At 33.0% G+C, this 12,956-nt stretch carries 15 protein-coding genes; 10 read left to right on the top strand and 5 right to left on the bottom strand.

What is annotated here, in order from left to right; translation table 11 throughout:
• The first annotated feature begins 118 nt into the window (after window positions 1–118).
• On the top strand, window positions 119–1,351 hold the full coding sequence (gene clpX / locus EV145_RS16900; protein ID WP_133526375.1) for an ATP-dependent Clp protease ATP-binding subunit ClpX: 1,233 nt from the start codon (window positions 119–121) through the stop codon (window positions 1,349–1,351).
• Between the two features lie 122 nt (window positions 1,352–1,473).
• A complete protein-coding gene (locus tag EV145_RS16895; RefSeq protein WP_133526374.1) occupies window positions 1,474–2,127 on the top strand; it encodes a murein L,D-transpeptidase catalytic domain-containing protein in 654 nt (217 codons plus the stop codon).
• Window positions 2,128–2,183: 56 nt separating this feature from the next.
• On the opposite strand, the gene EV145_RS16890 is transcribed toward EV145_RS16895, so the two are convergent.
• Both EV145_RS16890 and EV145_RS16885 read right to left on the bottom strand, forming a co-directional pair.
• Window positions 2,184–2,651, bottom strand: coding sequence for a hypothetical protein (locus EV145_RS16890; RefSeq protein ID WP_133526373.1), 468 nt, complete (start codon window positions 2,649–2,651; stop codon window positions 2,184–2,186).
• Window positions 2,652–2,979: 328 nt separating this feature from the next.
• Window positions 2,980–3,945 (bottom strand): GlxA family transcriptional regulator, encoded by a 966-nt coding sequence (locus EV145_RS16885; protein WP_133526372.1) that lies wholly within the window; start codon window positions 3,943–3,945, stop codon window positions 2,980–2,982.
• A gap of 140 nt (window positions 3,946–4,085) precedes the next feature.
• On the opposite strand from EV145_RS16885, the gene EV145_RS16880 reads away from it, so the two are divergent.
• The 6 genes from EV145_RS16880 to serB all read left to right on the top strand — a co-directional run bounded on the left by EV145_RS16880 (window position 4,086) and on the right by serB (window position 7,904).
• Entirely contained in the window at window positions 4,086–4,496 is a 411-nt protein-coding gene (locus EV145_RS16880; protein ID WP_133526371.1) for a VOC family protein, read from the top strand.
• A 34-nt stretch (window positions 4,497–4,530) separates the two neighbouring features.
• Window positions 4,531–4,935 (top strand): SRPBCC family protein, encoded by a 405-nt coding sequence (locus tag EV145_RS16875; protein WP_133526370.1) that lies wholly within the window; start codon window positions 4,531–4,533, stop codon window positions 4,933–4,935.
• 90 nt (window positions 4,936–5,025) lie between these two features.
• Window positions 5,026–5,433 (top strand): VOC family protein, encoded by a 408-nt coding sequence (locus EV145_RS16870; protein WP_133526369.1) that lies wholly within the window; start codon window positions 5,026–5,028, stop codon window positions 5,431–5,433.
• A gap of 2 nt (window positions 5,434–5,435) precedes the next feature.
• Window positions 5,436–5,888 carry an SRPBCC domain-containing protein gene (locus EV145_RS16865; protein WP_133526368.1) on the top strand — a complete coding sequence of 151 codons (453 nt, stop codon included), beginning with the start codon at window positions 5,436–5,438 and terminating at the stop codon, window positions 5,886–5,888.
• Between the two features lie 187 nt (window positions 5,889–6,075).
• A complete protein-coding gene (locus EV145_RS16860; RefSeq protein ID WP_133526367.1) occupies window positions 6,076–6,507 on the top strand; it encodes a VOC family protein in 432 nt (143 codons plus the stop codon).
• A gap of 167 nt (window positions 6,508–6,674) precedes the next feature.
• A complete protein-coding gene (gene serB / locus EV145_RS16855; protein WP_133526366.1) occupies window positions 6,675–7,904 on the top strand; it encodes a phosphoserine phosphatase SerB in 1,230 nt (409 codons plus the stop codon).
• Between the two features lie 302 nt (window positions 7,905–8,206).
• On the opposite strand, the gene EV145_RS16850 is transcribed toward serB, so the two are convergent.
• The 3 genes from EV145_RS16850 to EV145_RS16840 are packed head-to-tail and all read right to left on the bottom strand — an operon-like array spanning window position 8,207 to window position 10,564.
• Window positions 8,207–8,452, bottom strand: coding sequence for a redox-active disulfide protein 2 (locus EV145_RS16850; RefSeq protein WP_133526365.1), 246 nt, complete (start codon window positions 8,450–8,452; stop codon window positions 8,207–8,209).
• Window positions 8,453–8,488: 36 nt separating this feature from the next.
• A complete protein-coding gene (locus tag EV145_RS16845) occupies window positions 8,489–9,019 on the bottom strand; it encodes an STM3941 family protein (protein ID WP_133526364.1) in 531 nt (176 codons plus the stop codon).
• A gap of 36 nt (window positions 9,020–9,055) precedes the next feature.
• Complete coding sequence (locus EV145_RS16840; protein ID WP_133526363.1) at window positions 9,056–10,564, bottom strand: GH3 auxin-responsive promoter family protein; 1,509 nt, start codon at window positions 10,562–10,564, stop codon at window positions 9,056–9,058.
• 246 nt (window positions 10,565–10,810) lie between these two features.
• Between EV145_RS16840 and EV145_RS16835 the strand changes: the two genes are divergently transcribed.
• Window positions 10,811–11,605 carry a DUF2797 domain-containing protein gene (locus tag EV145_RS16835; protein ID WP_133526362.1) on the top strand — a complete coding sequence of 265 codons (795 nt, stop codon included), beginning with the start codon at window positions 10,811–10,813 and terminating at the stop codon, window positions 11,603–11,605.
• Between the two features lie 251 nt (window positions 11,606–11,856).
• Window positions 11,857–12,906, top strand: a complete 1,050-nt coding sequence (locus EV145_RS16830; RefSeq protein ID WP_133526361.1) for a glycosyltransferase family 9 protein — start codon at window positions 11,857–11,859, stop codon at window positions 12,904–12,906.
• Window positions 12,907–12,956: the final 50 nt, after the last annotated feature.

Here is a 12,956-nt window from a genome sequence, read left to right as displayed (position 1 = left end):
GTGATTTAAATTTTAAATAAAAAATAAAAATATTAAGCTGTAAGGAGTTAAGTTTTAAAGTTTTAATTAAAAAGCTTAGAAACTTAGTATCTTTGCAGCTTAGTAACTTAAATAAAGAATGGCAAAAGTAGTATTAGAATGTTCGTTTTGTGGAAGAAAAAAGCCAGAAACTAATTTATTGATTGCTGGTATCAATGCACATATTTGTGATAAATGTATTGAACAAGCGCACGGAATTGTATTAGAAGAATTAAAATCAAGCGGAAGCGCGAAACTTGTTGGGGATTTAATTTTAAAGAAACCAAAAGAAATCAGAGCTTTCCTAGATCAATATGTTATTGGTCAGGACCAGACAAAAAAAGTAATGTCGGTTGCAGTTTACAATCACTACAAACGTTTAATGCAACAGCAATTAGACGACGAAGTTGAGATTGAAAAAAGTAACATCATTATGGTAGGTCAAACCGGAACCGGAAAAACATTGGTTGCTAAAACAATCGCAAAAATGTTAGACGTTCCGTTGGCAATTGTGGATGCGACGGTATTAACAGAAGCTGGTTATGTAGGAGAAGATGTTGAAAGTATTTTAACACGTCTGTTACAAGCTGCTGATTATGATGTAACCAAAGCAGAAAGAGGAATCGTATTTATTGATGAAATTGATAAAATTGCCCGCAAGAGTGATAACCCTTCAATAACGCGCGACGTTTCTGGTGAAGGTGTACAGCAGGCGCTTTTGAAACTGTTGGAAGGAACAATTGTGAACGTACCGCCAAAAGGAGGACGTAAACATCCAGATCAGAAATTTGTTGAGGTAAATACTCAGAATATTTTATTTATTGCAGGAGGTGCTTTTGATGGTGTTGAACGTATTATTTCTAAACGTTTAAATCGTCAGGCAGTTGGATATTCGACTTCTAAAAATGTTGACAATATCGATAAAGACAATTTATTGCAATATATTATCCCAAAAGATATTAAAGATTTCGGATTGATTCCGGAAATTATTGGTCGTTTGCCGGTTTTAACGCATATGGATCCTTTAGACAGAGAAACATTGCGTGCAATTTTGACACAACCTAAAAATGCTTTAGTTAAACAATATCAAAAGCTATTTTTAATGGATGATGTTGAATTCAATATTACTGATGAGGCTTTAGATTTTATTGTTGATAAAGCATTAGAGTACAAATTAGGTGCACGTGGATTACGTTCGCTTTGTGAAGCAATCTTGACAGATGCAATGTACGAACTGCCAAGTTCTGATGATAAAGTTTTATCGATTGATAAAGATTACGCAGAGCATACTTTAAGCAAAAACTTATTGAAGCGTATGGAAATTGCTTCATAAATTATAAAAATAACTTTGTCAAGTTTTGGCAAATCTTTTTTAAACCTGTTCATATATTTGAACGGGTTTTTTTATACTTTTCAAGTACTATTTCCGTTTCAGATTTTATGTAAATTGTAGGTATGAAAAATATGATTTTTGCAATTGGTTTGACTTTAATTTTATCTTGTAATCAAAAAGATAATAAAGAAATAGTGATTTCTAAAAATGAAAGTACAACTGAAATAATTGGAGAACCAAAACCTCGAATCGAGGTTGATTACAGTAAATTTTATAAAGAGGCAAAACAGTACACGCTTCAAAACAACCTAAATAAAGATAAATTTATATTAATCGATTTAGGATTGCATTCTGGTTTAAAGCGATTTTTTATTTATGACTTTAAAAAGGATACAATTATAAAATCTTGTATGGTTAGTCACGGTTGTGGTGATAATAGATGGGGAGCAACAACAACTAAAGAAAAAGTACAAATTAGTAACGAGTTTGATTCACATTGTTCTTCACTAGGCAAGTATGTTATTTTGGATCGAGGCGCAAGTCAATGGGGAATAAAAGTGAATTACATTTTGCAGGGAAAAGAGAAAACCAATTCAAATGCCAGAGACCGCGCGATAGTTTTACATTCGTGGGAAGCAGTTTCTGAGAATGAAGTTTATCCCGAAGGAACTCCTGAAGGCTGGGGCTGCCCTGCAGTTTCAAACGAAAGTATGAAAGAAATTGATGCACTTTTGAAAACGAACAAAAAAGTCTTGATGTGGATTATTAAATCTTAAAATCACGACCACCTTTCAGAATTTGCCAAGTGGTTTTTGTTTTTTAGAAAGTACTGTTATTTTACGATTTTGAGATAAGGATTGATATCAGTTTTTAATAGATCATTTAGCCAAATGGTTTTTTTAGTAATGGAATTATTTGTTCTATTAAATTCAATTTTTAGTATGTCAGTTTGACTTTCATTCCATTGAATATAAGTTTCAGGATATTTTTCATCCGCTGAACTATTTAAAAAAACTCGCATCACAGTACGCCCATCTTGTTCATAAAGTAAAAAATTGCGAGGATAATCTGTACCGTTGGCTTTTTGGATTAATTTGCCTTCAACCAGGTAAAGGATTTTTATTTGATCTTGCTTATAGGCATTAGGAGTTTTGGGATTTAATAAATCGGAACCATCAGAATTAGTGAGTGTTACGTCTATGCTTCCATCGTAAACAAATCCGGAAATTACATCGCTTTCAGCACTGCTACAACTAAATAATGATAACGCTATTAAAAAAACAGATACTATTTTTCTCATTTTATTGGTGCCTTTAGGATTAGTTATGGAGTTTAAATATAGGAAAAATAGTAATTAAAATTATAGATAGATAAAACTTTTTGCATTAATTTTTCTTTGAAAAATTCTAAGTTTGAAAAACGGCATTATTAAAATTAGTTTACTTAGTAAAAAAATAAAGTTTATTACAGAATTTAAAGCCTTCAGATGTTAATCTTATGAAAATGAAATTTCTAGTTTAGCCCTGATCGAAACGACATCCTTTTGTGGTGGGGTTCACCACAAAAGATATAGTGTAGAGCAGGACAAGTCGTCTTTTGAAAACGAAATTTGCTGCTCCTAATAAAAATTACTGAACCCTAAATTTTTCTCTGTATTCAATCGGCTTCATGCCAACCATTTTATAAAACACTTTTCTAAATGCTTTGGGATCATTGTAGCCTGTTTTTTCTATAATTTCTGAAATTGAAAGCTGGGTTTGTTCTAAGTATTTTTTTGAACTTTCGACTCTTATATTTTGCAGGTATTCAATTGGCGGAATTCCGGTTACTTGTTTAAATCGGCGTGTCATATTTCTGGTGCTTGTTGGAATATCTTTTGTGATTTCTTCCAGTTTTTCAATGGTATGATACTGACTTTCGATTTTTTGCTGCAACATAGCGACCAAAGTATCATTGTGCAGATGATTTGGCCTGAAAGTACTGAAATAGCTTTGTTTGTATCGGTTTAAATCAATTGAGAATATTTTTGCAATTTGAACTGCGATTTCGTTGCCACAATATTTTTGAACTAAAAGAACCAGCAAATGAAATGATGAGGTCGAACCACCGCTGGTGTAAAGACTTCCATCAGCAGTTAAGGTTTCTTCGGGTTTTAATTTCACTAACGGAAATGCTTTTGTAAAAGCACTGCAGGCGTCGACGTGTGTAGTAGCTAATTTTTCGTTTAACAATCCCGAAGCGGCAAACAAAAAAGCGCCTGTGCAAAAACTGGCTAATTCAGCTCCAGATTGATGCTGTTTTTTCAACCACGGAATAAAATCTTTGTTCTTTGCAATCATTTCACTCATATTATCTGTGGTAAAAGCGGGAATCAAAATTAGATCCAGATCAATATTTGAAGTTTCAATTGCGTGAACATCATAACCAAATACCTGCTCATTTGTAATTTGACCAGCCGATTGAAAAACCATAATATCAAAAGGTTTTTTAACTTCTTTGCTAAGTTTATTGGCGGTTTCAAAAACCTCTAAAATTGCTGCTATACTTAATAATTTGTAATCGTGCGGTACAATTAAACCTGTTTTCTTGCTCATGATTTGTGGTATTTAGAAGATTAGCAATCTAACAAAAGTAAGTAAAATGTCTCAAATGACCCTAAAATTGACTTTTATTAGCATTTTTAAGTAATCTTAAAATTTTAAATTTGTTTTAATTAATTCGTAATTTTATCAAGATGAAAACAAAAATCTTCTTAAATCTTGCTGTAAAAGATTTAAACAAGGCGGTCGCTTTTTATAATAAGCTAGGCTTTTCGACCAATCCACAATTCACAAATGAAAAAGGAGCTTGTCTGGTTATTGACGAAAATATATTTGTGATGATTTTGGTGGAAGAGTTTTATCAAACCTTTACCAAAAAACAAATTTGTGATGCTGCAACAACTAGCGAAGTTCTTATTTCAATTTCTTTGGATTCTCGAGAACAAGTAGATGAAATGATAGAAAAAGCTATTAAAGCTGGCGGAGTAGATTATATTCCAGCAAAAGATTATGGATGGATGTATCAAAGAACCTTTTTAGATGTTGATGGCCATCACTGGGAAATTTTCTATATGGACGAAAGTCAGATACCTGCAAATATGTAATTATAAAAAAAGAAAAATTTTAAATAGCTATAAAATGATTACAGTACAAACAACAATAAAGAGTACAATAGAAAAAGTATGGGAATTTTGGAATAAACCTGAACACATTACAAAATGGGCATTTGCATCTCCAGAATGGCATGCTCCTCTTGCAGAAAATGATTTAAGAGAAGGAGGAAAATTCTCAACAACCATGGCGGCAAAAGATGGCAGTATGAGTTTTGATTTTTGGGGAGAATATACTTTGGTAAAAGAAAATGAAGCAATCAATTATACAATGGGAGACGGAAGAAAGGCTGAAATTATCTTTAAAGAAATCCCGGAAGGAATTGAGATAATTGAAAGTTTTGAACCAGAAACTCAAAATCCTGAGGAAATGCAGCGTGGTGGCTGGCAGGCAATTTTGGATAATTTTAAAAATTACGTAGAGAACAACTAATTGTTTTTTGAGGTGCAAAGGCTCAAAGTAGCAAAGATTCAGAGTTAAAATTATTTACTAACACAATATCAAACCAAAAAACTAAAAAAAATGACAAAACAAATATGGTTGAATCTTCCTGTAAAGGATGTAGCAAAAGCGAAAGATTTTTTCTGGAAAATTGGTTTTTCGTTTAATGAACAGCATGATACGCCAAGTTCGACGTGCATGATTGTGGGTGAAGGACACTTTGTTGTAATGCTTTTTGAAGAATCTCTTTTTTCTACTTTTTCTCAAAATGCTGTTATTGACACAAACTCTGGCTCAGAAGTTTTGATTTCGATCGATGCAGAAAGCAAAGAAGAAGTAAACGAATTGGCGGAGAAAGTTAAAGAAGCCGGAGGAACTGTTTTTGCACCACCGGCAGAAAGCCAAGGCTGGATGTATGGCTTTGGATTTGCTGATTTAGACGGACATCGATGGAATGTTTTGTTTATGGATTTTAGTAAATTGTCGTAAGTATGGAAACATTAGAATTTAAAATTAGAATTAAAGCTCCTGCAACAAAAGTTTGGGAGGTTTTGTGGAAAGATGACACTTATAAAGAATGGACAGGTGCTTTTTGCGAAGGTTCATATGCCATAAGTGATTGGAATGAAGGTGATAAAATACATTTTATGTCACCAAATGGTGAAGGAATGAACAGCATTATCGAAAAGAAAATTCCTAATGAATATATGGCTTTTAAGCATATTGGAGAAATTAAAGATCATAAGGAACTGCCTCTTGACGAAGAAACTAAAAAATGGAGCGGTGCGATGGAAACGTATCGATTAACTCCAGATGATGAATTTGTCGATTTGACTGCTCAGGTTGACGTTGTCGAAAAATATATCGATTATTTTAAAGAAGCTTTTCCGAAAGGATTGGAGAAAGTGAAAGAACTGGCAGAAAGAGTAAAGAGTGAAGAGTGAAGGGTGAAGAGTGAAGAGTGAAGAGTAAAGAGTGAAGAGTAAAGAGTAAAGAGTAAAGAGTAAAGAGTGAAGAGTAAAGAGTGAAGAGTAAAGAGTGAAGAGTGAAGAGTAAAGAGTAAAGAGTAAAGATTTTTTTATTTCTACCCTTTTTAAAGGCATTAACAATCAACAATTAAAAAAAAATATCATGGCAACAGTAAATCCGTATTTATTATTTAATGGAAATTGCGAAGAAGCATTTCTATTTTACAAATCAGTTTTTGGGGGAGAATTTCCTTATATAGGAAAGTTTAAAGACATGCCTGCTGAAGAGGGATGTGATCAAGTTTCTGCAGAAGATGCAGAGAGAATTATGCACGTTTCATTGCCAATTGGAAGTACCGTTTTAATGGGAAGCGACAGTTCGACAAGATTTGGAGATTTGCCTTTTGGAGAAAATTTTTCAGTTTCGATCAATACAGAAAGCACAGAAGAAGCAGATAGAATTTTCAACGGACTTTCGGCTGGTGGAAAAGTAGAAATGCCTTTGAATAAAACTTTTTGGGGCGCTTATTTCGGAATGTTCAAAGATAAATTCGGAATCAATTGGATGGTAAACTTTGACGAAAATCAAAAATAGTTTTTATAACCACTTTGTTACGTTATTTTAATAGTGGCGTATTATTGTTAAATTACTTAAAAAAGCGCATGAATATGCGCTTTTTGTTTGCAAAAAAAACAAAGATTATTCTTTTTTATCAACGATAGATTGCCGATTTTTGTCGCTTCAAAATCAATAAAGAAAAAATGGCAATAGAGGATAAAGAAATTATTTTATTAAAAGTTTCAGGACATGATAAAATAGGAGTTACGGCAGGTTTAACAGCCGTATTGGCGGCTTATGATGCTAATATTTTAGATATTGGCCAGGCCGATATTCACGATACGCTTTCTTTGGGAATTTTGTTTGAAATTGAAGCCGGTTCTTCTTCGGCGCCAGTTTTAAAAGATTTATTATTCAAAGCTTACGAATTGGAAATTAAAGTAAAATTTATTCCAATTTCTATCGAAGACTATGAAAAGTGGGTAAAATCACAATCAAAACAACGCTATATTATCAATATTTTAGGCGAAAAATTAGCAGCTTCTCAATTGGCTGCAGTGACTAAAATAATGTCAGATCAAAACCTGAATATTGATTCTATTATACGATTAACAGGCAGAACTTCTATCGTTGAAAAAGAAGAATATCCGCGTTCTTGTATTCAATTATCTGTAACGGGCGAAATTGTAAATAAAATTGTCATGACGGCAAGTTTTATGGAAATTTCAAGAACTTTAAATGTCGATATTTCTTTCCAGGAAGACAATATTTACAGACGAAACCGTCGTTTGGTTTGTTTCGATATGGACTCAACTTTGATCCAAACCGAAGTTATCGACGAATTGGCAGAATTAAATGGAGTAGGACCACAAGTTCGCGCAATCACAGAATCTGCTATGAACGGCGAAATTGATTTCAACGAAAGTTTTAAACAGCGTATGGCTTTGCTAGAAGGTTTAAGCGAAGAAGTGCTTCAAAACGTTGCCATAAATTTGCCAATCACGCAAGGTGCGCACCGCTTGATGAAAGCTTTAAAATATTACGGATATAAAACGGCAATTCTTTCTGGAGGTTTCACTTATTTCGGCGAATATCTTCAAAAAGAATTGGGTATCGATTATGTGCATGCCAATCAATTAGAAATTAAAGACGGTAAACTAACCGGAAAATATATAGGCGACATCGTAGACGGACAAAAGAAAGCCGAACACCTAAAAGCCATTGCCGAAAAAGAAGGAATTCACATCAACCAAACAATCGCAGTGGGCGACGGAGCAAACGATTTGCCAATGCTTAATTTAGCCGGCCTTGGAATCGCTTTTCATGCAAAACCAAAAGTAAAAGAAAGCGCGTCAACCTCAATTTCTAGTTTAGGTCTTGATGGTGTTTTATATCTTTTAGGGTATCATGACAGGTATATTGATATGATGTAATAAGCGTTTTTGTCATTTCGAGGGAGGAGAAATCCTCGCTAGTAGCTCCGTTCCAAGTAGTCAATCTTTGTCGAGTTTCTCGCGAAGATTTGCTTCGCCAGTCGCTATCGCTCGAGTCTCCTTCGTCAAAATGACAATATTGAGAAAATCTTAGCAACTTAGAATCTTAGAGTCTCAGAATCTTAATAATGGCATGTTCCTCTGGGCCGGGCTATCCGTTACAATCTTTTGTGTCTCGTTAAAGAAACGAGACACAAAAGGATTTCCACTTCTATCCCTCATGCGGTTTAGTGGAATTACTTTTAAAGTTGTTCTCGAGATTGTAATTCTTTTTTGATTTCTTTTAAGGTATTCATATTCAATATGAAAATAGGTAGCAATGCAATAGGAATAACATTAGAAGCGCTAAAACCTTTATTAGCGACTAGGAATATGTTAAGACAAAATAAAAGAAGCAATACTACACCAAACAGGTAAGTTACCGTTTTTAATGATTTCTGTGTTTTAATTAATTCTTCACTAGTCATTTCGCTAAACTTCTTTTTCATTTTTTATTTCATTTTGGGTTAATTAGGTATTTCTTATCAGGAATTTTTATATTTACTCCATTCTTGATGTACTAATTTTTCAAGATCGTCAAAATTGTATTTTAAGCTATTAGAAGTAATTGATAATGGCGTATGGTACATTTTTAAGTTAGCTTTCATAAGCCACGCTTTAAAACTCGAACTTTTCTGAATAAAATCTTTAGGATTTGAAACATCAATTAATAAAAATTTAGTTGACATAACTTGCTGCGTTCGTATTCCTATAATTTCTGACCATTTAATCAAGCCTACACTACTAAAATTTGAATTGTCTGTAATTCCATTTTGATTGACAATTAATCCAGGTTTTTTATCAAAAGCTTTAAATACGATATAGATTAGACATAATCCGGAAAAAATAAATGAAGCAAAACCAGCAATTCTAATAAATTCAGTATTTCTAAAAACGGAAGAAATATATTTTTCAGGTTCAAAAATAAATTGGATTCCTAATATAAGAAAGATTGTCGAGCCTATAAAAGCAAAAAATAATTTCCTTTTACTCAAACCTATAGTGAATTCGGTCATTTTTACTTGTTATTGTTTAAATATTGAATTTTAAACTTACATCTCCTTCAACTGCTCTAAATAATCTCTTTGATTCGAAAGTCTAGGAATCTTATGTTGTCCTCCTAATTTATCTCTTTCCTTCAACCAGTCATAAAATAAATTCTCACGAGCAACATTAATCACCAAAGGATTTAGTGTCATATTGTTTTGGCGTTTGGCTTCGTAATCAGAATTTAAAGTTTGCAATGTTTCATCCAAAACTTTCTGGAAAAGTCCTACATCAGCCGGTTTTTTCTTGAATTCGATCATCCATTCGTGTGCACCTTTTTCTTTGTCCTGCATAAAAATAGGAGCAACGGTATAATCGATCACTTCGGTTTGAGTGACCTGACATGCTTTAGCAATTGCCTGATCGGTGTTTTCAACCATTAATTCTTCCCCAAAAACATTAATATGATGTTTGGTTCTTCCTGTAACTCTAATTCGATATGGATTTAAAGAGGTAAAACGAACTGTGTCGCCAATTAAGTAACGCCATAAACCAGAATTGGTCGTAATCACAATGGCGTAATTTTTATTCAGTTCAACATCGGCAAGACGAATTGCTTTTTGATTTGGAGTTCCAAAAGTATCCATCGGAATAAATTCGTAGAAAATTCCGTAATCCAACATCAATAATAAATCACTTGAATTATTCAAATCCTGAATAGCAAAAAAGCCTTCAGATGCGTTGTAAATTTCGTAGTATTTAAAATCCGAACTAGGCAAAATTTTCTTGTATTGTTCTTTATAAGGAGAAAAACTTACACCTCCATGAAAGTAAACTTCAAGATTTGGCCAAAGTTCAAGCAAATTTTGATTGCCTGTATTTTCTAAAACTTTATTCATTAAAACCAGCATCCAAGACGGAACTCCGGCAAAACTGGTTACATTTTCGTTTTTGGTTTCATTTATAATTGCTGCAATTTTGGTTTCCCACTCGCTCATCAGCGAAGTTTTACTGCTTGGCGTACTGCTGAATTCGGCCCAAATTGGCATGTTTTCAATTAAAATTGCCGATAAATCTCCAAAGAACGTATTGTTGTTTTCATATATCTGAGAGCTTCCACCTAGGCGTAAGCTCTTACCAAGAAACAATTCAGAATCTTCATTATTATTTAAATACAGACAAAGCAAATCTTTACTCCCTTTGTAATGGCAATCTTCTAAAGCTTCGTTGCTTACGGGGATAAATTTGCTTTTGGCATTTGTAGTACCACTTGATTTGGCAAACCATTTTATTGGAGTTTCCCAAAAAACATTTTGCTCGCCCTGACGCGTTCGTTCAATCAAAGGCTGTAATTCTTCATATGTCGAAATCGGAACTCTTTCTGCAAATGTCTGATATGAATTTATAGATGCAAAATCATATTTTTTCCCCACTATAGTATATTCTGATGCAGTCAATAAATTATGCAACAGTTCTTCTTGAACTTCATTCGGATATTTTAGAAAAAGCTCTATTTGGTGTATCCTTTGTTTGAGGACCCAAGATGCGAAAGAGTTAATGATAGATACAGGCATGAGTGAGTTTTAGGTTTTAGATTGCTGATTTTACATTTTTGATCTTACGCATTGCAGAAAATCAAGAAATTTAAAATTTGAATATCAAGAGACAAATACTAACTTTGTCATCTTATCAAAAATAGTACTTTTTTGTAAAAAAAACCATTCTAAATGGAGTAAAGATTCTATTTAAATTGAATTAAAAACTAAATTTAGAACTCAAAGAAGTAAAACTAAAAACTAAAATCTTCAATAAAAAATACAATGACTTACCAAGGCGTACTTACAAAAATGCAGACTGAAATGGGAAATCCAATTCAATATTATTTGGTTTTCGAAGATAGTTTCCTAAGTATGAATCAATTATTGGATAAAGAGATTGAGATAAATTTTGCTGGTTTTCAATGTTTGAATTGCAGTAAAAAGAAAAAAATATACAGACAAGGTTTTTGTTACGATTGTTTCTATTCAAGTGCTGCGGTTGGAGACTGGATTATGCGACCAGAATTGAGTACGGCTCATTTAGGAATAGCTGATCGTGATTTAGAATATGAATCACAGGTGCAATTACAGCCTCATATAGTTTATTTTGCTTTTTCAACTGAAGTAAAGGTAGGAGTGACAAGAAAAACACAAGTCCCAACAAGATGGATTGATCAAGGTGCCACTCAGGCAATTGCTATTGTTGAGGTTCCAAACAGATATTTAGCAGGGATTACAGAGGTCGCTCTAAAAGAGCATTATACAGATAAAACGAACTGGAGAAAAATGCTTCAATGTACCTCAGATTCATGCGATTTGATTCTTGAAAAATCAAAAGTAGAAAGCTTAATTCCAGCCGAAGCAAAGGATTATTTTTACAGTCAAAAAAATGATGTTTACCAATTACAATACCCTGTTTTAAGTTATCCTGCAAAAATAAATAGTCTTAATTTAGATAAAACGCCTTCTTTTCAAGGTAAATTAGTTGGAATTAAAGGACAATACTTATTGTTCGAAAACGGAACCGTTTTCAACATTCGCGGTTCAGAAGGCTATGTTGTGACCATAAACGTCTAGGATAAACTGGGTTTCGTCTATTCATTTTCAGCCTCCGTATAAAATTCCCAAATGGGTGATGTAATCGTTGTATTTTCGGCGCTTTTAAGAATAGATGATGTGAATTTTGTTAAATTAATTTACAATATTGTAAAGTTTACTTATTCAAAGAATTTAATTTTAAGAAATATTTAACTTATATTTGATTGGTTCAATACCGTTGATCAATTAATAAAGCAAAAAAACTTTTTTAATTCTAAAAACAAAAGTGAATGAGTAACTTAAAGAAAGTTAACGTATTCAGACGCAACATAATGCGTAGTTTAACCAAGAATATTGGCCGCTCTGACTTGCAGAGCAGCGAGCAAATTGACAATAGCAAAATCAAAAAAGTGCTTATTTCTAGACCAAATAAAAGATTGGGAAATTTGCTTTTAATTACGCCGCTTATTCAAGAAGTTACCGAGACATTTCCAAATTGCAAAATTGATTTATTTGTAAAAGGAACGCTTGCTCCAATTGTTTTTGAAAACTACAAAAACATTGATAAAATAATCGACTTGCCTAAAAAGCCTTTCAAAGAATTAATCAAATATTTGAAAGTTTGGACATTGATAAGAAAACAAAATTATGACGTCGCTATTAATGTTGATCAAAATTCTTCATCGGGTCGTCTAGCGGTAAAATTTTCAAATGCGAGATTTAAAATTTTTGGAGATCTTCCAGAAAATGTAAAACTCCCTTATGAAGATTATGATCATATTGCAAAATATCCTGTTTATAATTTTAGATATGCCTTGAGCCAATTTGGAGCCGAAGATAAAAAAGAACCAGTTGCATTAATCGATTTAAAATTATCTCCAGATGAGATTGCAAAAGGAAAAGCAATTTTAAAAGGTATCGTAGACGAAAACAAAAAATCAATTGCCATATTTACTTATGCAACCGGAGAAAAATGTTATTGCGTAGAATGGTGGGAAGAGTTTTACGCCGCTTTGAAAAAGGAATATGAAGCTGACTATAATATTTTTGAAATTCTGCCAGTCGAAAATGTCTCTCAAATAAATTTTCAGGCGCCTTCTTTTTATAGTAAAGATGTTCGCGAAATAGGATCAGTTATGGCAAATTCTGTAATTTTTATTGGAGCTGACAGTGGTATTATGCATTTGGCAAGCGCTTCAAAAGTGCCAACAGTGGGTTTGTTTTCTGGAGCGAATGTAAAAAAATATGAGCCATACGGAAACAATAGCCTCGGTGTTGATACTAACACCAATTCAATTCCTGAGTTTATCCGAATAATAAATTCGATTTTACATAAGTAGAAATAAATCTAATATAATTTAAAAAGCCTGTTCTAATGAAAGAACAGGCT

Origin of the sequence: Flavobacterium sp. 245 (assembly GCF_004362055.1) — a bacterium.
In the GTDB taxonomy this organism is placed as follows: domain Bacteria; phylum Bacteroidota; class Bacteroidia; order Flavobacteriales; family Flavobacteriaceae; genus Flavobacterium.
This window is presented reverse-complemented; position numbering and strand designations above follow the sequence as displayed.